This is a genomic window from Kitasatospora sp. NEAU-69, assembly GCF_057158765.1.
This window is the reverse complement of sequence record NZ_JBWXUE010000039.1, coordinates 43,113-67,632: the sequence shown is the minus strand read 5'-3', so window position 1 is coordinate 67,632 and position 24,520 is coordinate 43,113. Positions and strand designations below refer to the sequence as shown.

Sequence of the window (24,520 nt, the reverse complement as noted above, 5' to 3'; positions counted from 1 at the left end):
CGCACGGCGCTCACCCGACCTGGTCGGACGCGGTCCGTCAGAGGCGCTCGGGGACCGGGTTGCCGACGGCCTCGATGGCGCGGCGGACGGGGACCTTGGCCAGGACGGCGAAGCCGATGACGAAGAACACCAGCAGCGAGATGATCGCCGAGCGGTAACTGCCGGTGACCTGGTAGGCGAGGCCGAAGACCAGCGGTCCCATCCAGCTGGTGCCGCGGTCGCTGATCTTGTAGACGCTGAAGTACTCGGCCTCCCGGCCGGCCGGGATGAGGTGGGAGAACAGCGAACGGGAGAGCGCCTGGCTGCCGCCGAGCACCAGGCCGATCATGCAGGCCAGGGCGAAGAACCAGGCCGGCTGGTGGGCGGGCATGAGGTAGCCGAGGGCGAGGGTGATCACCCAGCCGACCAGGGAGCCGAGCACGGTCCGCTTGGCGCCGTAGCGGCGGGCGATGCGGCCCAGCAGCAGCGCGCCGCCGATCGCCACGATCTGGACCATCAGCACGGCGGCGACCAGCGTGGTCTGGCCCATGCCGAGTTCCTGGCTGCCGTAGAGGGAGGCCTGGGAGACCACGGTCTGGATGCCGTCGTTGTAGCAGAGGAAGGCGGCCAGGAAGAGCAGGGTGAGCGGGTAGCGGCGCATGCCGCGCAGGGTGCGGCCGAGTTCGCGCAGGCTCCCGGGGGCGGGCTCGGCGGCGGACCCGGGGACGGCCTCGGGGTCGGGCGCGGTGCGGGTCGGGGTGGGGGTGGGGGCCACGCCGGCGCGGGAGGGCAGCCGGGTCAGCGGGACGAGCGTGAACAGCGCCCACCACAGACCGGCCGAGGCCAGGCAGATCCGCACCGCCGTGCCGGAGGACAGGCCGAGCGCGTCGTGGCCCTCGAACAGCGCCAGGTTGGCGATCAGCAGCAGTCCGCCGCCCGCGTAGCCGTAGGCCCAGCCCTTGGAGGAGACCGCGTCACGCTCGTCGGGGCTCGCCAGGCCCGGGAGGAAGGCGTAGGAGAGCGCGACCGACACCGCGTACGCGATGTTGGCGATCACCAGCAGTCCGGCGCCGAGCAGGTAGCGGCTTCCGCCGAGGAAGAACATCGCCATGGTGGCGACCGCGCCGACGTACGCGAAGCCGCACATCAGCTCCTTGTGCCGCCCGGTGCGGTCGGCGATGGTGCCGACCAGCAGCATCACCGCGACCGAGACCAGCACGGAGAGCGAGACGGTGTACGGGAAGAACGACCCGGCGCGCACCGAGAGGCCCAGCGGGTGGATGTTGCCGGCCGGGTCGGCGGCGTTCTTGGCGATGGTGGTGAGGTACGGCCCGAGGAACACCGTCAGCACCGTGGCCGAGAAGGCGGCGTTGGCCCAGTCGTTGATGTACCAGCCGAACTGCATCCGGCGCAGGGCGCGGGTGTCGGTGGCGGCCGCCGGGTGGGTGGACGGCTGCGCCGGCGGGTCGGCGGGCGGCTGGTCCGGCGGGTGGGTCGCGGTGCTCATGCGTTTCCTATCACTGTGCTGCCGTCGTTCCAGCAGCCGCGCTCCTCGAGGACGTCCCGCAGGACGTCGATGCGATCGGCCATGATGCCATCCACACCCAGGTCGAGGAGAGCCCTGATCCGTGTGGGGTTGTCCACAGTCCAGACGTGGACCTGCAGGCCGAGGCGGTGCGCGGCGCGTACGAAGGCCCGGTCGACCACCCGCACGCCCCGGTGGCGCTCCGGAACCTGCGCGCACAGCCCGGCCCACGGCGCCCCTCGGCCCGGGAGCAGCGGCCCGGCCAGCGAGCGCAGCCGCAGCCGTGCCACCTCGCGCGGGCCGAGCGAGGTGGCCAGCCGGGGACCGGCGGCGGCGCGGACGGCCGCGAGCCGCGTGTCGGAGAACCCGCCGACGCAGACCCGGTCCCACGCGCCGGTGCGGCGGATCGCCTCGATCAGCGGCTGGACGGCCGGGGCCGCCTTGACGTCGATGTTGAAACGGGCCTCGGGGAACGCGCCGAGCAGGTCCTCCAGCAGCGGGATGGGCTCGGTGCCGCCGATCCGGGCCTCGCCGACCGTGCTCCAGGGCAGCTCGGCGACGGCTCCGGCGCGGTCGGTGACCCGGTCGAGGCGGGAGTCGTGGAAGGCCACCAGCACGCCGTCGGCGGTGACGTGCACGTCCGTCTCCAGGTAGCGGTAGCCGAGTGCGACCGCAGCCGAGAACGCGGCGAGCGAGTTCTCGGGGTGGCCGAGCTCACCTCCCCGGTGGGCGAAGGCCAGCGGCCCCCGGTGGTCGAGGAAGGGGTGCATTCTCGGGCTCCGACGTTCTTGCGAGTGGGGGTGACGTGGCCGTGCCGAGGGCGTGACGTGGGGCTCAGCGCGTGACGAGGAACTGTAGCGCCCTTCGTGGCGAGCAGGTGAGCAGGTGAGCGGTGCGGGACCATGCAGCCATGGACATCGAATCGCTCGTACGCACCCGCCGCGCGCTGCACGCCGTCGCGGAACTGGTGATGGCGGGACCGCAGTTCCGCGCCGGCGGCACGATCAGGCTGCGCGCCTCCCTCGGCGGCTTCGCCACCCTGGCCGCGGCCGAGCCGAACGTGCAGGTCGTCGGCGCGGACCTGGTGGTGCCCGGACAGCGTCTCTTCCTGGAGTGGACCAGCTGCGCCGCGCTGGGGGCCGCGATCGGGGTGGTGCCGGGTGCGCCCGAAGGCCTCTATCCGGGCGGGTCCGGCGTCGCCCCCGATGACATGATCGAGGCCGACCCGGAGTCGGCGCACCTGATCGCGCAGGCCTTCGCGGTCGGCGACGCCGCGCTGCGCCGGGCGTTTCCCGGGACGGAGCCGGTCATCTGGCCCGAGCACTTCGACATCGCCGTCACCGTGGCCGCGGTGAACTACGGGGTCTCCCCCGGCGACGACTTCCTGGCGCAGCCGTACGCCTACGTCGGCCCGCACACCCGGCAGGAGGGTGCGTACTGGAACGCGCCGTTCGGGGCGGCCGCCCCGATCGGTGAACTCGGCGGTGTGGACGGCGTGCTGGCGTTCTTCGAGGAGGGCCGCAGGCTGGTCCTCTGAGCTCGCCGGAGCTCGCCCGGGAGCTGCGGCGGACGGTCAGTCGCGCGAGGCCAGCATGTTCTGCGACACCTGCCAGAGCAGCGCGGCGGCCTCGGGGTCGAGGGCGTACTCCGCAACGCCGGTGCGTGCGCCGAGCTCGCCGCGGACGGCCTCGTTGCAGTCCTCGAAGTACCGTCCGCTGACGCCCTCCACCAGGGGGGAGGCCGCGAGCAGCACGGAGGTCGCGGCGCCCTGCTCGGTCGTCTTCCACTTCAGCTCTGCGGCGCCGGCGGCCTGGGCGCGCAGCCGGGCGAGCTCCTCCTCGGAGACGTAGCGCTGGAGGTTGGTGCGGATCCCGCCGGGCATCAGGGCGTTGACGGCGATCCGGTCCGCGGCCCAGCGCTTGGCGGCCTCCACCGCGAACAGCACGTTGGCGGTCTTGGACTGGCCGTAGGCGGACCAGGGCTCGTACGGGCGCTCGCGGAAGTGGATGTCCTCGAAGACGACCGGCGAGCGGTGGTGGGCGCTGGAGCTGACGGCCACGACGCGCGCGCCGCCCGCCCGGGCGAGCGCTCCGTGCAGTCCGGTGGCCAGGGCGAAGTGCCCCAGGTGGTTGGTGGCGAACTGGAGCTCCCAGCCCTGCGGCGTGCGCAGTTCCGGCGAGGCCATCACCCCGGCGTTGTTGACGAGGATGTGCAGCGGCCCGTCCCAGGCGGCCACGAACGCCGCGACGGAGGACTGGTCGGCCAGGTCCAGCGGAGCGGTGTGGACCTCCTTGTTGCCGGTGGTCGCGCTGATCTCCTCGGCCGTGCGGGCCCCTGCGGCGACGTCCCGCACCGCGAGGGTGACCTGCGCGCCGGCCGAGGCGAGGGCGCGTGCGGTTTCGACGCCGATCCCGGAGGCCCCGCCGGTGACGACGGCGCGACGGCCGGTCAGGTCGATGCCCGAGATGACCTCGGCAGCCGTGGACTCGGCGCCGAAGGGGGTGGTGATGCGTGCGGTGGGAGTGTGGGCAGTCATGATCGTTCCCGTCTGGCTGGGGATCCGAAGCTGGGGCACGGGGGGCCTGTAGAGTGGAAACCGGAGGCCCCTCCGTATATCGAGACTAAGCGGAGGGAGCTCCGTTTGCAACCGGGCAAGAGAAGGCCGGACGGAAGAAGGCCGGACGGAAGAATGGAGAGAACAGCCGTGGCAGCCGCCGACCCCAGGCCGATGCGCGCCGATGCGCGCCGCAACCGCGACCGACTGCTGGAGGTGGCCGTACGGGCCTTCTCCCAGGACGGCCCCGAGGTGACGCTCGACGCGATCGCCAAGCAGGCCAGCGTCGGCATCGGCACCCTCTACCGCCACTTCGCCACCCGCGAGGAGCTCGTGGAGGCGGCCTACCGCAGCGAGCTGGCGAAGCTCTGCGACGCCGCCGGCGAACTCCTGAAGACCCGGGCGCCGGACGAGGCGCTGCGCGCCTGGATGGACGGCTTCATCGACTACATGACCACCAAGCGCGGCATGGCCGACGCACTGCGCACCCTCATCGCCTCCGGCGGCGACCCCTTCGCCCAGAGCCGGACGATGCTGACCACCGCGATAGCCGAACTGCTGCAGGCCGGCACGACCGCAGGCGTGCTGCGCCCCGACGCCGAGCCGGACGACGTCCTGTTCAGCCTCAGCGGCCTCTCCCTGGCCGCCGCGGCACCGGAGCACCGCGCCCGGATGGGACGCCTCCTCGACCTCCTCATGGACGGCCTCCGCTACCGCGCCACGGATGCAGCCTGACGCAGCCCCCGGCGGCGACCAGGGCGGGGACCCCCGCAGCGCCGGTGCGGGGGGCGTCCATCCCGGTGATTGTTCGTTCGCAGAGTTCATGGCTCCACGGCCCGGCCGGGTCGCGTGTCCATGATGTGGACAGTCGGGGGCACCTCCCCCACAGACCGAGGAGCAATCCTTGAAGCGTCGTCTTTCCTTCGTCCTGGGCACCGCCATGGTCGCCGGCCTGGCCGTCCTGCCCGTCCAGTCGGTCTCGGCCGCTCCGCAGACCGTCAACGTGATCACCGGCCAGGGCGCCGGTCTCTGCCGTGACGGATTCGTCTGCCTCTACGAGAACTACGGTCTCAACGCCGCGAACGGCCGGGTCCTGCTCGCCGACGAGGAGATCGGCTGGCTCGCCGACTACGGCTTCGACAAGATCGTCAGCTCGGTGTGCAACCACACCGGCACCCCCGCCACGCTCTACTCGGCGCCCGGGTTCGAAGGCGCGACCTTCACGGTCGATCCCGACCGCTGTACGGACGTGCCGGCCGCGTTCAACGACCAGGCCTCCTCGCTGATGCTCGACTGACGGTAGCGGTACCGGCAGACAGGAAATCGCGGATCGTGGCCCCAGACGGTCACGATCCGCGATTTTCCTGTGTTGGCGGGGCTGCTCAGCGGCCCTTCGCGCCGAGCCGTGGGCTCTCGATGTACTGGTCGGCCCAGGCGCTGATGATGTGAGCGGCTCGCCGCGCCTGCCCTCGGGCGGTGAGGAGATGGTCGGCGCCTTCGAGGGAGATGAAGCTCCGCGGGTGCCGTGCCTCGTTGAAGATGTCCGCGGCGTTGGTGATGTCGACGGTGTTGTCGGTGGGCGAGTGCATGACGAGCAGCGGCATGTGCAGGTCGCGCACCCGGTCGCCCAGGCGGGCGTGGTGGACGTCGTCGACGAAGGCGCGCTTGAGGACCAGGGTCCGCCCGCCGACGAACCACTCGTGCGATCCGTCGCTGAGCACGCGGTCCATGACCGCGTCGTACTGCCGCTCGACGTGGCTGGGGTCGGCGGGCGCCCCGATCGTGGCGACCGCGCGGACGCCGGGTGCCTCGGCCGCCGCGGCGATGGCGGCGGCGCCTCCCCACGAGTGGCCCACCAGCAGGTCCGCCGGGGTGCCCCGCTCTGCCATCAGCGCTGCCGCACGGACGGTGTCCTGGACCTTGATGGTGAAGGAGCCGTCGCCCCAGTCGCCGTCGGAGTCCCCGATCCCGAGGTTGTCGTAGCGCAGCATCCCGATCCCCTCGCGGGCCAGCTGCTTGCTGACGCGCGAGGCGGCCGGCGAGTCCTTGCCGAGGGTGAATCCGTGGACGAAGATTCCCCAGCCCCGGACCTCCCCCTCCGGCAGGTCGATCGACCCGGCCAGCTCGGGGCCGACGACGCTCTTGAATCGCACTTCTTCGGTCATGTGGTGATCGCCTCGGCAGGTTGGCTGCTCGTGGGGCAGGAGCAGGTGGACGGAAGGGGTGACGGGCCGGGAGGGACCGGCCGGCGCCGCGCCCCGGGCTCCGCGGTGGGGAGCCCGGGGCGCGGCGTTCGTCGCCGTCGGCGCATCAGTGGGCCGGCTTGGCGGTGACGAGTGCCGTGATCTCCTCGGCGAGCTGCGGGCCGAGCTCGCCCCAGCCGTCCTTGTAACCGTAGACGCCGCCCAGGGTGCGGGCCTCGTAGTCGCCGTTCATGATCTCGATGTCGTTGGCCGTGATGAGCGCCGGGTGGGCGACGCCGACGGCCGACGAGACCTTGATCAGCTCCCTGCGCAGGGTGCGCAGGTAGACGGCGGCCCGGGTGGACTTGGAGGCCGGGTCGAGGCCGCGGGCCAGCCACTGGTTCTGGGTGGCGATGCCGGTGGGGCACTTGTCGGTGTGGCACTTCTGCGCCTGGATGCAGCCGATGGACAGCATCGCCTCACGGGCGACGTTGATCATGTCGACGCCCAGGGCGAAGGCGACCGCGGCGTTCTCGGGCAGACCGAGCTTGCCGGAGCCGATGAAGGTCAGCTGGTCGGTCAGCCCCAGCTCGGCGAAGGTGCCGTAGACCCGGGAGAAGCCCATCCGGAACGGCAGCGAGACCGAGTCGGCGAACATCCGCGGCGCCGCGCCGGTGCCGCCCTCGCCGCCGTCGATGGTCACGAAGTCGACTCCGCGGTCACCGCGCGCCATCAGCGTGGCCAGCTCCTGCCAGAAGCTCATCTCGCCGACCGCGCTCTTGATGCCGACCGGCAGACCGGTCTCGGTGGCGAGCAGCTCGACGAAGTCGAGCAGCGAGTCCACGTCGCTGAACGCGGTGTGCCGCGACGGGGAGGCGCAGTCCTCGCCGGCCGGGATGCCGCGGATCGCGGCGATCTCCGCGGTCACCTTCGCGCCCGGCAGCATCCCGCCCAGGCCCGGCTTGGCGCCCTGCGAGAGCTTGATCTCTATCGCCTTGACCGGGGCGCCGGCGACGACGTCCTTGAGCTTGTCGAGGTTGAAGGTGCCGTCCTCGTTGCGGCAGCCGAAGTACGACGTACCGATCTGGAGGATCAGGTCGCCGCCGTTGCGGTGGTACGGCGAGAGGCCGCCCTCGCCCGTGTTGTGCATCGTGCCCGCCAGCGCCGCGCCCTTGTTGAGCGCCGTGATGGCCGCGCCGGAGAGCGATCCGAAGCTCATCGCCGAGATGTTCACCACGCTCGCCGGCCGGAACGCCTTGGCGCGCCCGCGCGGCCCGCCCAGCACCTTGGCCGAGGGCAGCGGGGCCTGCGGGTCGTGCGCGTCGGGCAGAGCGCCGGCGAACGTGCGCTGCTTCACGTAGGCGTGGCCCTGCACGTGCTCGACGTCGACCTCGGTGCCGAAGCCGAAGTAGTTGTTCTGCTCCTTCGCCGACGCGTAGATCCAGGTGCGCTGGTCACGACTGAACGGGCGCTCCTCCTCGTTGGAGGTCACGATGTACTGCCGCAGCTCCGGCCCGATCGTCTCCAACAGGTACCGGGCGTGCCCGACCACCGGGAAGTTCCGTAGCAGTGCGTGCCTCTTCTGGATGAGGTCGCGGGCAGCCAGAACCGCCACCGCTGTCGCGGCGGCCGCGCCGATCCTCCGGGCGTGCATGAACGTTCCTCCTCGATGCACGACTCCGGCGCCGGGCGGCGGAGTCGTTGTGTCATGTGGGGCGCTGGACGGCGGGCACTCGGCCAAGCGGGCATCAGCGTCCGTCGAAGAATGCGTGATGATATTAGGAGGCCTTGCGGACCGGCCTGCGGTCAGGGGGGCGGGTCGAGGGTGACCCGCCCGGCAGCGGGTGAAACCGGCGGGGGCGCGCCGGGGTGCGGGCGGGCGGACTGCGGCCGGGCCTGGCGTCGGGATCCGGTGTACGCCGGGCCGACCTGTATCGCATGAATCGATGTCATCCCGAGCGGGATATTTCTGCCGATCTGCGTTATCGGGCTGATTCCTGGTGACTGTCGGACGGCTGCACTACTAGGGTCACGATGCATAAAGGGACGCGCCGACCGTGGCGCTTCATGTCATCGGCCTCTTCTCTCCGCATTCACGGTGTCGCGTTGCCCGTAGGCGGAAATATGTGAGTTTTTGGAGTTTCCCCGTGTTCCTGGGTGTGGAGATCGGCGAACCGGAATCCGCGCGGCCCGGCTCAGGGCCGGCGCTCGCCGCCTCCGCCTGCGCGCGGGCCGCGAAGCTGGCGGAGCGCGGATCGCTGGCGTTCGTCACGCTGGACGAGACCCTCACGGCCCGGACCGACTCCCCGTCAGCCCGGCACTCGCACGGGGTCGGCCAGAGCAGGCTGAACCCGGTGGCGGCCCTCGCGTACGTCGCACCGCAGACCACGTCGATCGGGCTCATCGCGACCGTGACCGTGACCCATGTCGAACCCTTCCATGTGTCAAAGGCGCTGGCCACGCTGGATCACGTCAGCTCCGGGCGGGCGGGCTGGTGCGTGCGGGTCTCCACCGGCGCCGAGGAGGCACGGCTCTTCGGCGCCCGGTCCCCCCGGGACGTCGCCGGTCTGTACGAGGAGGCCGTCGAGTTCGTCGAGGTGGCCACGCTGCTCTGGGACAGCTGGGAGGACGGCGCCGAGATCCGCGACGCCGCCACCGGGCGGTTCCTGGACAAGAACATGATCCGCCAGGTGAACCACAAGGGAACGTACTTCCAGGTGAAGGGCCCCGGCCTCGTCCCGCGGCCGCCGCAGGGGCATCCGGTGACGGCGGTGCGGATCGGCTCGGACCGTGATCTGTCGCTCGCGGCCGGCGCCGATGTGGTTTTCGGCCGGCTGGAGCGGGTCGTCGACGCCCGTCCGAAGCTCAGGGACGGGACCAGGATCATCGCGGACCTCTTCGTGGACTGCCGCGGACTGCCGGCCGGGCAGTGGGCGTGGGCGGCGAGCGGCACGGCCGAAATCGGGAGTGTCCGCGAATTCGCCGACTTCCTCGAAGCGCGGGCGCAGTCGGGCCGGACGGACGGATTCCGTCTCGCCTTCGCCGACCTGACCACGGAGCTGCCCCGCTTCGTCGAGGAGACCGTTCCCGAGCTGCTGACGCGCGGCCTGGTCGTCCCCTGGGGCGAGGGCTGCCGCAGCCTTCGCGAGCGCTTCGGGCTACCCCACCGGGCTCCCAACAGCCTGGTCCCGTAGCCGGGAACAGGGCGAGAGACAAAGCAAGAAACAAAGCAAAAAGCAAGGCAAGAGGCAAGGCAAGAAGCAAGGAAGGTGGCTCACCGTGGACGCTGGACGGCGCCGACTCCATCTGGGTGTTCTGTTCCCGGTCAATCCCACCACGACGGTGTGGCAGGGCGCCCGACCGGGCAGCCAGATCGACTTCGCGGCGATCGCCCACCTGGCCGCGACCGCCGAGCGTGGCCGGTTCGACTACCTGCTGCTGGCCGACGACCTCCGCCTGCCCGAGCGGCACGGCGAGGTGGCCGAGGTCGGCGTGGCCGGCCGGCACGATCTGCTGACGATCATCTCCGCCGTCGCGGCTGTCACCGACAAGCTCGGGCTGGTGGCCACCGTCAACACCACGTTCAACGAGCCCTATGACATCGCGCGCCAGCTCGCCACCGTCAACCACCTCTCGGACGGCCGGGTGGGCTGGAACGCCGTGACGACCTCGGACGCCTGGACGGGGCAGAACTTCCGTCGCGGTGGCTTCCTCCCGCACGCCCAACGCTACGAGCGCGCCGAGGAGTTCGTGCAGCTGTGCCGCTCGATGTGGAGCGCCGGCGGGGCAGCAGACAGTGGGGCACCGCGCAGCGGGCTGCCGGACCACGAGGGACGCCACTTCCACGCCGACGGGCCCGCCGCCACCGCCTCCGACGGGTACGAGCCGGTCCTGATGCAGGCAGGGGACTCCGAACAGGGACGGGAGTTCGCCGCCGCCCACGCGGAGCTCATCTACAGCAGGAAGAGGGGCCGGGCCGGCCGTGAGTTCCACGCCGACATGAAGGGCAGGCTGGCACGCCACGGCCGTACCCCGGAGCAGCTGAAGATCATGCCCGGGATCACCTACGTGGTGGGGCAATCACGAGCCGACGCCGAGGAGCTGGCGCGGCTGCGGCGGCTGGACGTCATGACGCCGCAGATGGCGATCTGCCACCTGGAGAAGCTCTGGGGGCGCGACCTCTCCGCCTACGACCCGGACGGCCCGCTGCCCGACATCGCCCCTGACCCGGATGGCATCGGGTTCATCACCGGACGGCCCTCCGGCGCGGACGCACGGCGGCAGGCCGAGCGGGTGGCGTTCCTGCGTGAGGTCGCGGAGTCCAGGAAGCTGTCGATCCGGCAGCTCGTCGCAGTGGCCACGGACACGAAGCCGCTGGCGGGGACACCGGCCGACATCGCGACCGCGATGATCGAGTACGTGGAAGCGGGCGGCTGCGACGGTTACATCGTCGTGCCCGACCAGGCACCCGGCGGGCTGGACGACTTCGTGGACCACGTGGTGCCCGAGCTCCAGTCCCGTGGTGTGCTCCCCGCGGAGTACGAGTCCGGCACGCTCCGGGGCCATCTCGGCCTGCCCGAACCCGCGGCGGTCCACACGCGCTGACGGTCCGCCACCTCGACAACGAGGGGATCGCTCGAAGATCGCGTGGAGATCGCGGATGCAGATCGCACGGAGATCGCAACCTGTGATGCTCCTGGGACGCAAGCGACTTGAGGAGGTTGTTGTGACCGGAGTCTTCGGAAAGCCTCAGGATCGCCGCACTCTGTACACCATCGACGAACTCGCCGAGCTCGTCGGCATGTCACAGCGGAACATCCGGGCGCACCAGGCACGACGGCTCATGCCGCCGCCCCTCAAGAAGTCGCGGATCGCCTACTACGACGAAACGCACGTGCAGTGCCTCGAACAGATCGTGGACTTGCAGCTCCAGGGCTTCAACCTGGTCGCGATCGCCGCGATCCTGGGCCGCGGACCGTCGGATCCGATGGTGGCCAGGGTGAACGCGTGCCTGCTCGGGATGGAACGGAAGAACCCTTCCGCACTCGCGACGCTCCACGCCCGGGGCCTGGTCGGACGCGACGACGCGGGAGCCCCGGTGATCATCCGGCCCGCGGTGCTCCGGGCGATCCTTCACCTGTGCCGGTGCGGGGTGAACCCCGCAGGAGCCCTGCTGATCGCAGCCGAGGCGCTGGCCGGCATGGACGAGATGGCGAGGCAGGTGGTCCACACCTCCGTCACGCGTCTCTCCCACGAGCGGTCCCAGGGGCGCCGGCTGCCGGACGGCGGGTCGGCGGAGCTGACCTGGGCGGAGTACGAGACGCAGTCCGCCGGGCTCACCGCCGGGGTCGTGGACCTGCTCATCAGCCTGTTCCGGGTGACGGTGGAGAGCTCCGGAGAGGAGTCGGCGCAGACGTTCATGTCCGCCTTCGACGGCTTCGACCTCTTCATGGAGGAGACGGCCCCGGGCCTGAGCGGGTGACTCCCCCTCCCGCACTCCCCCGGGCACGCTCGGCGCCGGTCAAGCCGGCCACCGCAAACTATCCCTAGGAGACCCAGCAGTGGAGTTGAACAGGAGCGGCCGGGCAGCTGCGGCCTACCGCCGCCCCGCCGCCCCGCTACGTGTGTCGCCGCCCACCGCTCCGGGCTGGCGGACGGAGAGCTACCGACTGCGCACCGACGCCCGGGTCACCGTGGAGAGCGGGCAGCCGGTCCGGCTCGAACAGGCCCGCTTCCGGGTCGACCTGGCCGGGCTGGACGCGAGCCGGCGCCGGATCGTCACCCTGCTCGGTCAGGGCTGGCTGGCCGAGCAGGACATCCCCGACGCGGTGAGCGGGCTCGACCGCGAGGCCGCCGCCCTCCAGGCGAAGCTGCTGGTCAAGCATCTGGTGTCGCACCTGTGGCTCGAACGGCGCATCGAGTACGAGGGGCGCCCGCTCATCGAGGTGGTGCCGCGTGCCGTCGGCGCCGAGCGGACCCGCGGCGAGCTGCGCCCTGTCGCCTCGGTGGCGCGGCTGCGGCTCTCGCGTTTCGCGCTGATCCGCCGCCAGGACGACCGGCTCGTCGTCGGCTCTCCACTGAGCGTCCGGGCGATCGCCTGCGCGGACGGCCGGCTGGGCGAGGTGCTCGCGACAGCGGCGGCGTCGGGCTGCGACCGGGACGTGCTCGTGCGCCGGCTCGACGTCGACCCGCCCACGGCGGACGCACTCATCTCGGAGCTGCGCGCCGCCCTGGTGCTGGTCACCGCCGAGGAGGCCGAGGAGGAGGCGGCCGGGTCGCGGCTGGCGATGTGGTCGGCGCCGGATCTCTGGTTGCACGACCAGAGCCGCGATCACCGGCACGCCGACCAGATCGGTGAGAGCCTGCGATTCCGGGACCGGCCCGAACCCGCACCTCCGCAGCGGGACTACGCCGAGGTACGGGCGCTGCCCCGACCCGGGCCGCCCACCGAGCCGCCCGGCGGCCTCTGGGGGACGGCGGCCGGCCGGCGCAGCATCCGGCGCCACGACGACACCCGCCCGATCACCGTGGATCAGCTCGCCGAGTTCCTGTACCGGGTCCAGCGTTCGGAGCCCCCGGAGGACGCGGCCACGCCCGCCGACGAATGCTCACCGCGCGGCCCGCGCCGTCCCTACCCGGGTGCGGGTTCGGTCGGGGAGCTGGAGATCTATCCGCTCGTCTCCCACTGCGAGGGTCTCGACCCGGGTCTCTACCACTACGACGCGGTCGGCCACCGGCTGGAGAAGGTGGCACCGGCGGGGCCCTCGGGGGCGCGGATGCTGTCGTTCGCCAGGTCCGCCGCGGACATGCCGAACCCTCCGCAGGTGCTCCTCGTGATCACCGCGCGGGTCCAGCCGATGATGTGGCGGTACTCCGGCAACCCCTATGTGCTGTGCCTGAAGGACTCCGGCGTCCTCACGGAGTGGATGTACCTCGTGGCCACGGCGATGTCGCTGGCGCCCTGCGCGCTGGGGGCCGGTAACTCGCATGCCTTCGAGGTGATGTCCGGCCTGGACGGCGCGGTGGAGCCTGCCATCGCCGAGTTCGCGCTCGGCTCGATTCCGCGCCGTGCTGACGGCTGCCGGACTGGGAACAACGGGAGCCCCGATGACGCGAACCAGTGAGAACTCGGCCGATGGTCGGGCCAAGACGCACAGGGAGGCGTCAACTCCGCCCGACAGCTTGCTCGTCGGGGCGATCGAGGCCGTCGAGGCGGCGGAGGACGCCTTCGAGATGGACGTGGAGCTCCAGGACGAGGAGCTGGACGCGGTGATCGCCGGTCTGGCGCAGGCCGCGTTCGACGCCCGTGGATCGCGTGGTCCGCACGGTCAACAGGGCTGGGGAGCAAGCATGTAGGTGCCTGCGGGCACCAGGGCCTGTCGTCAGAAGGGGGTCTGACGACAGGCCCTGGGTCTCACACGTACGGCGGGTAGGTCGGCTGTCCCCCGTCGCCACCGCCGATGTCGTCCAGGTCCCCGTCGGAGAGCTCCTCGTCGACCTCGGCGTTCACCGCTGCGGTCTCGTCGGCGTCGGTGAGCTTGAACGTGCTGTCCTTCATGGTGGTGATCTCCTCTGGTGATTTCTGTACTCGGATATGCCTGGTGATGGTCAACTGACCGCTGTCGGAACCTCGTTGTAGCCGAGGACCTGGAGCTTCTGCCCCGAGGCGCTGGTCGGGATGTACGTCAGGAACGTCTCCAGCCGGTCGATGCCGAACCGGTCGGCCGTCGCACCGGCCGGCTTGCCGAACTGCGCGGCGTCGTTGCTCTTCGCGGCCAGCGAGACGGTGCCTCCGGCCTTGGCCGGCGCCAGCGTGTCGGTGACGACGTTGGCGGTGAACGCGAGCACGCCACCGTCCGAGGTGCGCAGGGCGTAGGTGTCGGGGAGTGCCCGGTTCAGCGCCCTGGTCAGGGTGGTGTCCCGGCCGGCCAGGACTTTCTGGCCGAGCGCGTAGCCGTTGGACAGGTTGTCGTCCAGCGGGCTGCTGTAGGCGAACATGTCCTTGCCGACGAGGTTCTGCCGGTAGTGAGCGAGAATGTCGGCGGCCAGGTCGCCCGGCGCCACCAGCAGCCCGGCCGGGCTCGACACGGCGGAGGCGGTGCCCTGGTTGCCGTCGACGGCGATCTTCGGCACCGGCCCGGTGATGGTGAGTGAGTACGCGGTCAAGTAGGGCGCCCCGGCGGCTTCCTGGACGAAGACGCGGTACGTCGGGCCGGGGAACGGCACCCCTGCCTGGGCCCGGCTGGAGACGGCCAGGAACCAGTGCGGGAAGGCCGCGCCCGAGGGGGCGTAGACGGTGACGCCCTTGTCGGTGATGGGGGCGACCGTCTGGCTCAGTTCCTTGCTGATGCGCATCCACGCGGTGTCCGCCGTGAGCAGCGGCCCGGTTTCGATGTGGGTCAGGCCGGTGCTGTCGAGGGCGGCGTTGACCTGGTTGTTCGCGTCGTCGTAGCGGCTGACCGCGGTGGCCGCGTCGCTCTGGGAGACCGCCGGCCCTGGCGGGGCCGCGTGGGCGCCGGTGTCGCCGCTGTGGACGGTGCCGCAGCCGGCCGTGCAGCCGAGACCCAGCAGGAGGATCGCCGCGGCGGCCGGCAGACGGAGCCTTCTCTTCTTGCGCTTCACGTCGTCGCCCTCTCTGATTCGTGCATCTGCCTGTGCACCAGTTGGTGGAAGAAGCTGGTGGGGTCGCGGAGCAGCTCGGCCGGCTGTCCGCACTCGGCGACCCGTCCCTCGGCGAGGACGACGACCTTGTCGGCGTCGAGGATGGTCGAGAGCCGGTGCGCGATGACGACCCGGGTGGCGTTCAGGCGCCGGGTGCTCTCCGTGACGATCCGCTGGGTCTCGTTGTCCAGCGCGCTGGTGGCCTCGTCGAAGAACAGGATCCTGGGGCGGCGGATCAGGGCGTGCGCGATGGCGAGGCGCTGCCGCTGGCCGCCGGAGAAGGTCCCACTGTCACTCACCAGCGTGTGCATCCCCATCGGCATGGCGCGGATGTCCGCGGCGATGCCCGCCAGTTCGGCGGCGGCCCAGGCGTCGTCGTGGCTGTAGTTGAGTGCTCCGGTGATGGCCTGGAAGACGGTGCCGGCGAACGGCTTGGTCTGCTGCATGACGACGCCGCACTGGCGTCGCACCGCGACCCGGTCGAGGGTGGCCAGGTCCTGACCGTCGTACAGGACGTTGCCGCTGGACGGCTGCTCGAACCCCAGCAGCAGTCGCAGCAGGGTCGACTTGCCGCAGCCGCTGGGGCCGACGATCGCCACGAACTCGCCCGGCCGCATGCTCAGCGAGACGTTGTCGAGGACCGGCGGACTGCTCTCGTCGTAGCGGAACGTCACGCGGTTCACCTCGATGTCCCCGGACAGCTCGTCCGGCACCGTGTGGGCCTCCGAGGCCTCCGGCAACTCGGCGAGCAGCGGCTTCATCCGGTTGAACATGGGGATCACCGCGAAGGCCGAGGCGAGCGAGTTGGTCACCTGGATGACCGCCGCGAGGACGATCCCCAGGCCCGCGTTGAAGGAGAGGAACCGGGTCATCGACAGCGTCCCGCGGGCCGGCCCGCTGATGACCACGAACGTGAGCAGCACGCAGAGGAGCGGATAGACGGCGTTGAACGTGACCACCGTGTTCTGGTACCTGCCGATGCGCTTCTGGAGCTCCTTCTGCTGCGCGAACTCGTTCGCCCAGGCAGCGAAGGCGCGGCTCTCGGCGGCCGCCACCCGCAGCTTGGGGAGCCCCCGGAGCCGCTGGTAGACACGGTTCGCGAGCTTGTGCTCCAGCTCCAGGGAGAGCGTCTGCCACTTCATCTGCCGCGCCCCCAGCACGACGAAGAAGCCGACGCCGACCAGCACGTACGCCCCGGTCAACAGCGCCAGCGGCACGCTGAACCAGAACATCACGGCGAAGTTCACCACCGCGACCACGCTGGAGTAGAGCACCACGTAGCTCACGTTCATCAGCACCGTGCGGATGTTCTTCACCCCCAGCGCCGCGCTGGCCAGTTCGCCGGTGGAGTAGCGGCGGAAGAAGGGCGCGGGCAGGCGCAGCAGCCGGTCCCAGACGGCGGCCTGGAGGGTGGCCTCGAAGCGGCCCCCGACGCGCAGCAGTGCGAGGTTCTCCAGCACCGCGAAGACCGCCGAGGCGAGCGCGGCGACCAGCATCAGGACGCACAGCTGCACGATCAGGTTCGTCTCGGCGTTCGGGACGAACGTGCCCAGGACCAGCCCGGTGCCGATCGGCACCGTGGTACTGACCGCGACCGCGACCAGCGAGAAGGTGATCAGGTTGCGGATGTCCCGCGCGCTGCCCTTGAGGCCGAACAGGATCAGCCGCCCGGTGCCGATCGGGCGTTCGGGCAGCGGCGGGTAGAACAGCACACCCGTGTCGTCGAAGCCGGCCGCCGTCTGGGGGCTCACCGGGCTCTTGGCGCCGGTGACGGGATCCCAGGCCACGTACCGGCCGCGCCGCCAGACGAACGCCACCGGCTCGAAGGAGTCGCTGCGGCGTCCGACGAACGGCCCGATGTTGGTGCGCCACCAGCGCTCGCCCAGGCTCACCGCGCGGATGCGGAAGCGCGAGCGCACCGCGATAGCCTCGATCGGGCCCATCCGGCCGCCGACCGCGGCGCCGCGCGCCGGCAGGATGGGGATCCCCAGCTCGTCGGCCACGATGCGGCAGGCCGCCTCGGTGGAGTCCTCGCTGTGGACGGGTCCGCTGCGCGAGACGTGCTCGGCCGGGTCGAGCACCGCTCGCAGGACCCGGTCGGCCTTGTCGGTCACCGCCTCGTCCATCTCGCGCACGGCCCGGATCCGGGCTTCGGCCTGCTCGGCTTCGGCGGCGATGACCCGGTCGGCCATCCGCAGCGCGCGCTCGTTCACCTCGGCCAGGCGGCTCCACAGCCGGCCCTCGGCGAGCAGGCCAGCGCTCGTGCGGGTGGTGAACGAGACCGAGGGATCGCCGCGGACGAAGCTGGTCTCGTTGACCACGAAGGCGTCCCCGGCACAGAGCCACTCGCCGCTGTCGGCCGTTCCCACCCAGAGCCGGCCGTCGAGGACCTCGGCCCAGAGCAGTCCCGCGGCCGGGCGGCCGCACTGCTCCTGTGTCAGCTCGGCCCGGCCGCCGGCCGTCAGGAGCACGTGCTCCCGCGGTGCGGGCTGGGCGGCGACGAAGGCCAGCAGGCCGTCGAGCCCGGCGTCGATGCCGCGGGCCACGGCCTCGCGGTGACCGGACGGCCCGTCCGCCGCCGCGGGGTGGGCGTCGCCGGGCAGGAGCCCCGCGACGTCCTCGGCGTCCAGTCGCAGCACGCGGGCGCCCTGGACGGTCCGCAGGACCGGTATGCCGGCGGGGCAGGACGGTGGCGCGGCGATGAGGGTGCCGGGGGTGAAGCGGCTGACGAAGTGCCACGGACCGCCCTCGGCGGCCTCCATGACGAACATGTCGACGGCGCCTTCGGTCACCAGCCACAGCGCGTTCTCGCCTGCCAGCCGCACGTGTCCCGCGCTGAAGTCGACCTCGGCGCCGGTTCCGGCGGGCGGCAGCCAGGCCGGTGAGGCTGTAGGGGCCAGCGGGGCTGTAGGGACTGCCGGCAGCAGCTCGGACCTGGAGAATGTCGTGGTCATGCGTCAGTGCTCCCTGATGAGCTGGGCATAGGCGCCACCGGCCGCGCACAGGTCGTCGTGCGAGCCCCGCTCGACCACGTCGCCCCGGCTCAGCACGACGATCTCGTCGCTGTCGCGAATGGTGCTCAGCCGGTGTGCCACGACGACCGTGGCGCAGCCGCGGCGGCGGATGTTGTTCATGATCACGAGCTCGGTCTCGGCGTCCAGGGCGCTGGTCGCCTCGTCCAGGACGAGCAGGCGCGGGTGCCGGACGAGCGCTCGGGCGATCTCCAGGCGCTGGCGCTGCCCGCCGGAGAAGTTGCGGCCGTCCTCCTCCACCTGCGCGTAGATGCCGCCCGGCCGCGAGGAGACCACGTCGTACACGGCGGCGTCCCGGAGCGCGGCGATGACCTGCTCGTCGGAGACCGAGGTGTCCCAGAGCGTGATGTTGTCCCGGACCGTCCCCTCGAAGAGGAAGACGTCCTGGTCGACGAAGCCCAGTGAGGCGCTGAGCACGTCCGGCGCGATGCCGTCGCGCGGGAGGCCGTCGATGTGCACCGAGCCCTCCCAGGGCCGGTACAGGCCCGAGATGAGGCGCACCGCGGTGGACTTGCCGCTCCCCGAGCCACCGACCAGGGCGATCTGCCGGCCGGGACCCACCGAGAAGGAGAACTCGCTGACCAGCGGGGTGTCCAGCGGGTTGTAGCCGAAGGTGACCCCGTCGAAGGTCAGGTTGCCGGCCAGCCGCCCCGGTGCGGATTCGGCGACGGCCGGGCGCGGCTCCGGCTGGTAGTTCTCCACGTCGCGCAGCCGGGTCACCTGCACGGCGAAGTCCTGGACGCGCTGCGCCACCGCGATCAGCTGGGTGATGGGGCTGACGAAGGCCGAGACCAGCGCCTGGAACGCGACGAGCAGACCCACCGTCAGGTTCCCCTGCACCGCCTGGAGGCCGCCGATCAGCAGCAGCAGCGAGGTGGTGACGGAGGCGATGGTGGGAGCGACCACGGCCATGACGGCACTCGGGACGCCGAGCTTCTGCTGCCCGGTGACGACCACGGACTGTTCCTTGGCCCAGCGCCGGAAGAAGGCGTGCTCGCCGCCCGTGGCCTTCATCGTCTCGATGAGCTGCAGGCCGCTGTAGCTGGTGATCAGCAGCTGCGCCTCGTCGGTGGCCAGCCGGCTGACGCCGCCGGCCCTGATCCGGGCCACCGTGCGCAGGGCCACGATGTTGAGCAGCGACAGCGTGACGCTCAGCACCGTCAGCCAGGGGTCGTACGTCCACAGCAGGGCTGCGTAGAGCACCACGACCAGCCCGTTGACCAGCGTGCTCGACAGGTCGTTGGACAGGGTCACGGCGACCTGGTCGTTGGACTGCATGCGACTGCCGATGTCCGCCGGACTGCGCTGGACGAAGAAGTTGATCGGCAGCCTGAGGACGTGGCGCAGGAAGCGGGTGCTGTTGATCGTCGCGTTCGAGATCCGCAGGCGGAGCAGGAAGGACTGGCGCAGGAAGGTGAGCGCCCCCGTCACCATGATGGTCGCGGCCATCATGCCGAAGAACGGCACCAGGAACGAGCTGTCGCCGCCCAGCAGGATGTCGTTGACGAACGCCCGGGTGAGGGCCGGGTACGCGACGCCGACGATCGCGAGCAGCACGCTGACGTAGGTGCTCAGCGCGAGCAGACCCCAACTGCCGCGCAGCCGGGCCGGCATGCTCGCCAGGACGCCGGGGCGCCGGCCACCGGGGCGGAACTCATCGCCCGGCGCCATGGTGAGCACCACACCGGTGAAACTCTCGTTGAAGTCCGCGAGGTTGACGACCCGAAGGCCGCTGCCGGGGTCGTTGAGGTAGACGACGTCCTTGCCCAGGCGCCGGCCGAACCCGTTGAGGACCACGAAGTGGTTGAACTCCCAGAACAGGATCGCCGGGGGCGCCAGCTTCGCGAGCGCCTCGGTGTCCATCCGGCGTCCGGTCGCCACCAGGCCGTAACGGCGGGCCGCCTTCAGGACGTTCGAGGCCTTCGAGCCATCGCGCGAGACCCCGCAGGCGACCCGCAGTTCCTCCAGCGGGACATAGCGCTTGTAGTAGGCGAGCATCATGGCGAGGCTGGCCGCCCCGCACTCCAGTGCCTCCATCTGGAAGATCACCGGTGGCTTGACCCGGCGGGCCGGACGGCGCTTCAGCCACGCCCTTATCTTGGTGAGCATCTTGGCGAGCACAGACATCTACGACAACACCCAGCTCGTCGGCTTGACCGCCGGCAGGTGCACGGAAGCGCTCACCAGCGTGCGGGAATCGATCAGATACGGCGGACCGCTGCGGGTGGACCACTGGAACCCGCTCGTGGTGCCGGGCGCGGTCAGCAACTGCACGACCACCTGCATCGGTTGGCCCTGACCGGAGAACTGCCGGGCCAGTTGGTCGTCGCCGAGGAAGCTCGCTATCTGCCCCTCGGTCTGCGAGAACTGGCTGACCGACTGGACGACGCCGCGCAGCACCCCGTACTCCTGGGCCGGCGCGGACCGCAGGTCGAGGTCCACGCTGCGGCCCGGCGCGATGAGCCCGGCGCTGCTCGTCGGCACGTACAGCACCGCGATCAGCGGATCGCTCGGACCGCTGACGCGCTCGACCACCGCGAGGCTCGTGCCCGCCGTGACCACCTGGCCGACCTGCGCCAGGATCGCGGTGGTGCGGCCGCCACTGAACGCGCGGACGGTCTGCAGGGTCGAGTCGACCTGCACGGTGAAGAGCGGGGTCTGCGCCGGGAAGGTCGTGCCCTGCTGGGCGAAGACCCCGGTGATCTGCCCGGAGACCGGGCTGTCCAGGGTGTAACTGCCCTGGCCGTAGGTGAGGATGCCGGGGACGGTGACCTGACGCGGTATCGACCCGGTGAACGCCCACAGCGTGGCGAAGGCGACGAGCACGGTGACCGTGAGCAGCGCGACCAGGCTGCGCGGCTTGGCCAGCGTGGCCGCCGTCCCGAGGTCGGAGGTGGACTGGAGCTTGGCCAGGGCCTGCTCACGGAACTGCACGGTTGGGTTTCCCTCTCTGGGTGACAGGCGGCTTGCGGGCTCGCGCGGCTTGCGGGGTCAGACGGCTTGCAGCGCGCCGGCCGCCGAATACGCCTCGACCAGCGCCTTCTCGGTGTGGCGAAGCGCCCGGACCACGTCGCCGACCGTGCTCCTCAGGTCGCGGCGCACGGGGAGGCCCGGACGGATCAGCCGCAGCTGGGCCGCCACGTCGTCGTGCCGCACGTAGCCGGGCTCGGTGCCCACCGCGATCGGCTTGTACGTCGCAGCGGCGACGCCGAGTTCGTAGAGCGCGATCGGCTGCTCGGGCGCCTTCTCGTTGCCCCGGGGGAACCAGAAGAGCACCACGTCACAGGCTTGCAGGGCGTCGTGCTCCCAGCGCACCAGCTCGTGGCTGAACGCGCAGGCGGAGACGACCCGGCTGGGGCTGAACACGGTGACCGGGCGGGCGGTCCCCACCCGGCTCCACTCGTCGGCGAGTGCCTCGATCGCCTGCTGCCGCCAGTCGGGGCAGTTGCGCATGCCGCCGGCCAGGAACACCGTCAGCGCGTCCGGTGCGGGCGGGACTTCCTCCAGCGATCCGACGACATGCAGTGATCCGAGCTGGAGAGGCGATCCGTTCACAGCACAAGCTCCTCTACGAGACGGAAGGGTTCTGTGTCGCAGCACCGGCGCCGGCACCGGCGCCTGCGAACGCGCGGCTTCGTACTCCGGACCTCAGGTAGCCGGTGCCCTCCGGGACCCCTGGCGCGACGTCAAGCCGTTGCACGACGGGATTGCGCTTGCCCTGGCCGCTGAGGACGAACGCGCTCGTCGCCGAGAGCTGAACGCGGAAGCCACGTCCGTCGCCGTCACCGTCAGCGTCGCTGTCGCTGTCGCTGTCGCGGAAGTACGAGGCGAGCTCGCGGTTGATCTGCTCGACGCGGCTGCGGGTCTCGTCGGTCGCGTGCGGCACCACGAGTCGCAGGATCCCCGGGCGGTCCTGGACGACCTGGAAGTCCGCCAGCCCCGCGTCGGAGAGCGCGGCCAGCAGTGCGTAGGGCGAGTAGACGAGGCCGTCGGCTCCCACCAGGGTCGCCTTCGACCGGCCGACCAGCGAGCCGATCGCCGTCCCCGGCAGACCGCAGCCGCAGGCCGTCGGCGGGGTGCACAGATCGCCCGTGACGTAGCGGATCACCGGCATCGCCCGGGAGAGCAGTCCGGTCAGGACGACGCTGCGCAGGTCACCATCACCGGGGTACGGCAGCAGTTCGGGGGTGACGAAGTCGTCCTGGAAGTGCAGGTTCCCCCGTCGGCACTCCCAGGCCGCGGACCCGGTCTCGGAGGTCACGTAGATCATCGTGACGCGGCACTGGAAGGCCTCCTCGATCAGCCGGCGTCCCTCGTCGGCCAGGTGCTCGAACGAGGCCACGACTGCTCGGGGCCGCACGCGGACGCCCCAGTCCAGGCAGTACCGCGCCAGGCTGACCAGCCGACTCGAGGTACCGACGATCCGGTCGACGGGAAAGGCGCCGACGACCGCCTCGTAGGTCTCCACGATGCGGGGGGAGGTCGGGTCGAAGGCCTTCAGGTTGCACCGCACGTACGGGCGGGGCAGGTAGCCGGCCTCGACCAGCGCCGTTCCGTCGTAGTGCAGCCCCAGGTTCAGTTCGGTTCCGGTGGCGGGCAGTTCGAGGTAGCCGTTGATCCGCTCGGCGATCACCAGGCTGGACAGCCCACCGGTCTCCGTGGTCGTCAGCAGCCGCACCGGCTGGCCGGTGCTGCCGCTGGTCTCGTGGATGAAGTAGTGGCCCGGCTCCATCCTGCCGGTCTCGTCCCTGCTGATCGAGTCGATGAACCGGTCACGCAGATCCGCCTTGTGGGTCAGCGGGAAATCCTCGATCGCCGGATTCTCCAGGCCGGCCAGTGGCCGGTAACGGGGAACCCGGTCCCGGGCGTGCGCCAGGATTCGGTCGAGGCGTTCGGCGGCGACCGCACCGTCGAATTCGACGAGTTTCTCGATTTCCGCCCGCTTCTCGGCGTAACGGGCCGACCCCAGGAATCGGTTCAGCTTCTCGCCGATTTCCGCCACTTCACGCTTCACATCGGACGGAGAACTGTGCATCACGGGTGTACCCTCCTGACCGGCGGCGGAAGATCTCGCCTGCCACGGGGCCGCGTTTCGGGCTTGCGGCCCGGAACGCGGCCGGCTCGAACCGAGTGTCAGATCAGGTCGTGCTCGCCGCCGGCAATCCCCTCGAGGTCCTCGTCCAGGATCTCGCCGAACTCGTTCACATCGGCCGCCGGGTTCAGGTTTTCCTGCTCGCCCATCGAAAATCCTCCTGCTCGTCGTGAACACCGAGAAACGATTTCGGATAGCGCTGTCGGCTCCGCTCGGTGATGTCGCTGACGATATTTCCGGGTGCCGGAGGCTGGCAACGCTCTCCAGGGAATGCCACCAGGCTGCGCAGGGCGCCGCTCGACGTTGACAGCGATCCGTGTCGTCAACGACTCGTCCACCCGCCTGCTTGGGCTTGCCTATATGATTAGACAACTGTCAACATAGACATATGTCGAAATCAGAGCTGGTCGTCCTCGGCCGGGACGACGCCGGAGCGTGCTGTTCGCCGATGGTCCGCGAACCGCTGGACGAGGAGGCCGCCGTCGACCTGGCGAAGACGTTCAAGGCCCTCTCGGACCCGGTGCGACTGCGGCTGCTGTCGCTGATCGCCTCGCACGAGGGCGGGGAGGCCTGTGTCTGCGACCTGACCGGCCCGTTCGACGTGTCGCAGCCGACCATCTCGCACCACCTGAAGGTGCTCCGCGAGGCCGGCCTGGTCGGCTCCGAGCGGCGTGGCACCTGGGTCTACTACTGGGTGCTGCCCGCGGCCCTGGCCAGGCTGTCCTCCCTGCTCCAGGCCACGACCGGCCCGGCCGCCACTGGGGAGAACATATGACCGCGCCGGCTTCGCTGAGCCGCCGGGTCGCGGTCGAGTTCGTCGGCACCGGCGCGCTGGTCGCCGTCGTGGTCGGCTCCGGCATCCAGGCCACCGAGCTGTCGAGCGACGTCGGCGTGCAGCTGCTCGCCGGTTCGCTGGCCACCGTCCTCGGGCTGGGCGTGCTGATCGCGCTGCTGGGCCCGGTCTCCGGCTCCCACCTCAACCCGGTCGTCACGCTGACCGCCTGGTGGAGCGGCCGCCACGAAGGGCACGGCCCGAGCCCGCGCGAGGCCGCCGCCTACATCGCGGCCCAGATCGCCGGCGCGGTCGGCGGCACGGTGCTCGCGAACGCGATGTTCGCGCACCCGCTGGTGCGCCTCTCCACCCACGCCCGGTTCGCCGGTCACCTCTGGCTGGGCGAGGTCGTGGCGACCGCCGGCCTGGTGCTGCTGATCTTCGGCCTGGCCCGCACCCGCCGCTCGCAGCTCGCCCCGGTCGCGGTCGCCTCCTACATCGGCGCGGCGTGCTGGTTCACCTCCTCGACCAGCTTCGCCAACCCCGCCGTCACGATCGGCCGGACCTTCACCGACAGCTTCGCCGGCATCGCCCCCGCCTCCGTCCTGCCGTTCGTCGCCGCCCAGCTGATCGGCCTGGCCGTCGGCATCACCCTGGGCGCTGCACTGTTCGGCCGCCCCGCACCCGCCGAGAAAACCCGCTCATGACCTCCCCCGCCGCGC

Annotated in this window: 22 protein-coding genes; 10 read left to right on the top strand and 12 right to left on the bottom strand. The window is 71.1% G+C overall.

The annotated features are described in order from the left end of the window. Nucleotides 1–37 precede the first annotated feature (37 nt). Entirely contained in the window at nt 38–1,486 is a 1,449-nt protein-coding gene (locus AC060L_RS31945; protein WP_483802466.1) for an MFS transporter, read from the bottom strand. Next, nucleotides 1,483–2,274: a glycerophosphodiester phosphodiesterase family protein gene (locus AC060L_RS31940; RefSeq protein WP_483802465.1), complete on the bottom strand. Its 792-nt coding sequence runs from the start codon at nt 2,272–2,274 to the stop codon at nt 1,483–1,485. Before AC060L_RS31940 ends, AC060L_RS31945 begins: the two co-directional genes overlap by 4 nt. A gap of 140 nt (nt 2,275–2,414) precedes the next feature. Between AC060L_RS31940 and AC060L_RS31935 the strand changes: the two genes are divergently transcribed. Next, nucleotides 2,415–3,041 carry a hypothetical protein gene (locus AC060L_RS31935; RefSeq protein ID WP_483802464.1) on the top strand — a complete coding sequence of 209 codons (627 nt, stop codon included), beginning with the start codon at nt 2,415–2,417 and terminating at the stop codon, nt 3,039–3,041. Nucleotides 3,042–3,077: 36 nt separating this feature from the next. Here the strand turns inward: AC060L_RS31935 and AC060L_RS31930 are convergent, their stop codons facing one another. Beyond that, the gene (locus tag AC060L_RS31930) at nt 3,078–4,040 is read right to left on the bottom strand and encodes an SDR family NAD(P)-dependent oxidoreductase (RefSeq protein ID WP_483802463.1); all 963 of its coding nucleotides are present in this window, start codon (nt 4,038–4,040) and stop codon (nt 3,078–3,080) included. Nucleotides 4,041–4,208: 168 nt separating this feature from the next. On the opposite strand from AC060L_RS31930, the gene AC060L_RS31925 reads away from it, so the two are divergent. Both AC060L_RS31925 and AC060L_RS31920 read left to right on the top strand, forming a co-directional pair. Beyond that, nucleotides 4,209–4,793, top strand: coding sequence for a TetR/AcrR family transcriptional regulator (locus AC060L_RS31925; protein WP_483802462.1), 585 nt, complete (start codon nt 4,209–4,211; stop codon nt 4,791–4,793). Nucleotides 4,794–4,962: 169 nt separating this feature from the next. Then, nucleotides 4,963–5,355 (top strand): peptidase inhibitor family I36 protein, encoded by a 393-nt coding sequence (locus tag AC060L_RS31920; RefSeq protein ID WP_483802461.1) that lies wholly within the window; start codon nt 4,963–4,965, stop codon nt 5,353–5,355. A gap of 85 nt (nt 5,356–5,440) precedes the next feature. Here AC060L_RS31920 and AC060L_RS31915 read toward each other — a convergent pair whose 3' ends face one another. Both AC060L_RS31915 and AC060L_RS31910 read right to left on the bottom strand, forming a co-directional pair. Then, nucleotides 5,441–6,223, bottom strand: a complete 783-nt coding sequence (locus tag AC060L_RS31915) for an alpha/beta hydrolase family protein (RefSeq protein WP_483802460.1) — start codon at nt 6,221–6,223, stop codon at nt 5,441–5,443. A gap of 145 nt (nt 6,224–6,368) precedes the next feature. After that, on the bottom strand, nt 6,369–7,895 hold the full coding sequence (locus tag AC060L_RS31910; protein WP_483802459.1) for an FMN-binding glutamate synthase family protein: 1,527 nt from the start codon (nt 7,893–7,895) through the stop codon (nt 6,369–6,371). A gap of 493 nt (nt 7,896–8,388) precedes the next feature. On the opposite strand from AC060L_RS31910, the gene AC060L_RS31905 reads away from it, so the two are divergent. The 5 genes from AC060L_RS31905 to AC060L_RS31885 all read left to right on the top strand — a co-directional run bounded on the left by AC060L_RS31905 (nt 8,389) and on the right by AC060L_RS31885 (nt 13,597). Further along, nucleotides 8,389–9,435 (top strand): LLM class flavin-dependent oxidoreductase, encoded by a 1,047-nt coding sequence (locus AC060L_RS31905; RefSeq protein ID WP_483802458.1) that lies wholly within the window; start codon nt 8,389–8,391, stop codon nt 9,433–9,435. An 85-nt stretch (nt 9,436–9,520) separates the two neighbouring features. Then, nucleotides 9,521–10,846, top strand: coding sequence for an NtaA/DmoA family FMN-dependent monooxygenase (locus AC060L_RS31900; RefSeq protein ID WP_483802457.1), 1,326 nt, complete (start codon nt 9,521–9,523; stop codon nt 10,844–10,846). Between the two features lie 121 nt (nt 10,847–10,967). Next, entirely contained in the window at nt 10,968–11,723 is a 756-nt protein-coding gene (locus AC060L_RS31895; protein WP_483802456.1) for a MerR family transcriptional regulator, read from the top strand. 79 nt (nt 11,724–11,802) lie between these two features. Beyond that, a complete protein-coding gene (locus tag AC060L_RS31890) occupies nt 11,803–13,365 on the top strand; it encodes a SagB family peptide dehydrogenase (RefSeq protein ID WP_483802455.1) in 1,563 nt (520 codons plus the stop codon). Further along, entirely contained in the window at nt 13,349–13,597 is a 249-nt protein-coding gene (locus AC060L_RS31885; protein WP_483802454.1) for a hypothetical protein, read from the top strand. The genes AC060L_RS31890 and AC060L_RS31885 overlap by 17 nt, the downstream gene beginning before the upstream one ends. 58 nt (nt 13,598–13,655) lie before the next feature. Here AC060L_RS31885 and AC060L_RS31880 read toward each other — a convergent pair whose 3' ends face one another. From AC060L_RS31880 to AC060L_RS31850, 7 genes are read right to left on the bottom strand one after another with little or no spacing between them, the layout of a single operon-like run. Further along, nucleotides 13,656–13,799 (bottom strand): hypothetical protein, encoded by a 144-nt coding sequence (locus AC060L_RS31880; protein WP_483802453.1) that lies wholly within the window; start codon nt 13,797–13,799, stop codon nt 13,656–13,658. A 50-nt stretch (nt 13,800–13,849) separates the two neighbouring features. Next, nucleotides 13,850–14,863, bottom strand: a complete 1,014-nt coding sequence (locus AC060L_RS31875; protein WP_483802452.1) for a DUF8094 domain-containing protein — start codon at nt 14,861–14,863, stop codon at nt 13,850–13,852. Next, on the bottom strand, nt 14,860–17,856 hold the full coding sequence (locus AC060L_RS31870) for an NHLP bacteriocin export ABC transporter permease/ATPase subunit (RefSeq protein ID WP_483802451.1): 2,997 nt from the start codon (nt 17,854–17,856) through the stop codon (nt 14,860–14,862). The genes AC060L_RS31875 and AC060L_RS31870 overlap by 4 nt, the downstream gene beginning before the upstream one ends. A gap of 3 nt (nt 17,857–17,859) precedes the next feature. Continuing rightward, nucleotides 17,860–20,061, bottom strand: coding sequence for an NHLP family bacteriocin export ABC transporter peptidase/permease/ATPase subunit (locus AC060L_RS31865; protein WP_483802450.1), 2,202 nt, complete (start codon nt 20,059–20,061; stop codon nt 17,860–17,862). Beyond that, nucleotides 20,062–20,868: a hypothetical protein gene (locus tag AC060L_RS31860; RefSeq protein ID WP_483802449.1), complete on the bottom strand. Its 807-nt coding sequence runs from the start codon at nt 20,866–20,868 to the stop codon at nt 20,062–20,064. 57 nt (nt 20,869–20,925) lie between these two features. After that, the gene (locus AC060L_RS31855; RefSeq protein ID WP_483802448.1) at nt 20,926–21,489 is read right to left on the bottom strand and encodes a nucleoside 2-deoxyribosyltransferase domain-containing protein; all 564 of its coding nucleotides are present in this window, start codon (nt 21,487–21,489) and stop codon (nt 20,926–20,928) included. A gap of 13 nt (nt 21,490–21,502) precedes the next feature. After that, entirely contained in the window at nt 21,503–22,972 is a 1,470-nt protein-coding gene (locus AC060L_RS31850; protein ID WP_483802447.1) for a phenylacetate--CoA ligase family protein, read from the bottom strand. A 442-nt stretch (nt 22,973–23,414) separates the two neighbouring features. Between AC060L_RS31850 and AC060L_RS31845 the strand changes: the two genes are divergently transcribed. Together AC060L_RS31845 and AC060L_RS31840 are read left to right on the top strand one after the other, a co-directional pair. Continuing rightward, a complete protein-coding gene (locus AC060L_RS31845) occupies nt 23,415–23,801 on the top strand; it encodes an ArsR/SmtB family transcription factor (RefSeq protein ID WP_483802446.1) in 387 nt (128 codons plus the stop codon). After that, a complete protein-coding gene (locus AC060L_RS31840; protein WP_483802445.1) occupies nt 23,798–24,505 on the top strand; it encodes an aquaporin in 708 nt (235 codons plus the stop codon). The genes AC060L_RS31845 and AC060L_RS31840 overlap by 4 nt, the downstream gene beginning before the upstream one ends. Nucleotides 24,506–24,520: the final 15 nt, after the last annotated feature.

Bases quoted from the DNA above. Each gene is read 5' to 3' on its own strand.
- AC060L_RS31945 (WP_483802466.1), bottom strand. From the start codon at position 1,486: ATGAGCACCGCGACCCACCCGCCGGACCAGCCGCCCGCCGACCCGCCG.
- AC060L_RS31940 (WP_483802465.1), bottom strand. From the start codon at position 2,274: ATGCACCCCTTCCTCGACCACCGGGGGCCGCTGGCCTTCGCCCACCGG.
- AC060L_RS31935 (WP_483802464.1), top strand. From the start codon at position 2,415: ATGGACATCGAATCGCTCGTACGCACCCGCCGCGCGCTGCACGCCGTC.
- AC060L_RS31930 (WP_483802463.1), bottom strand. From the start codon at position 4,040: ATGACTGCCCACACTCCCACCGCACGCATCACCACCCCCTTCGGCGCC.
- AC060L_RS31915 (WP_483802460.1), bottom strand. From the start codon at position 6,223: ATGACCGAAGAAGTGCGATTCAAGAGCGTCGTCGGCCCCGAGCTGGCC.
- AC060L_RS31910 (WP_483802459.1), bottom strand. From the start codon at position 7,895: ATGCACGCCCGGAGGATCGGCGCGGCCGCCGCGACAGCGGTGGCGGTT.
- AC060L_RS31885 (WP_483802454.1), top strand. From the start codon at position 13,349: ATGACGCGAACCAGTGAGAACTCGGCCGATGGTCGGGCCAAGACGCAC.
- AC060L_RS31880 (WP_483802453.1), bottom strand. From the start codon at position 13,799: ATGAAGGACAGCACGTTCAAGCTCACCGACGCCGACGAGACCGCAGCG.
- AC060L_RS31870 (WP_483802451.1), bottom strand. From the start codon at position 17,856: ATGACCACGACATTCTCCAGGTCCGAGCTGCTGCCGGCAGTCCCTACA.
- AC060L_RS31865 (WP_483802450.1), bottom strand. From the start codon at position 20,061: ATGTCTGTGCTCGCCAAGATGCTCACCAAGATAAGGGCGTGGCTGAAG.
- AC060L_RS31845 (WP_483802446.1), top strand. From the start codon at position 23,415: ATGTCGAAATCAGAGCTGGTCGTCCTCGGCCGGGACGACGCCGGAGCG.
- AC060L_RS31840 (WP_483802445.1), top strand. From the start codon at position 23,798: ATGACCGCGCCGGCTTCGCTGAGCCGCCGGGTCGCGGTCGAGTTCGTC.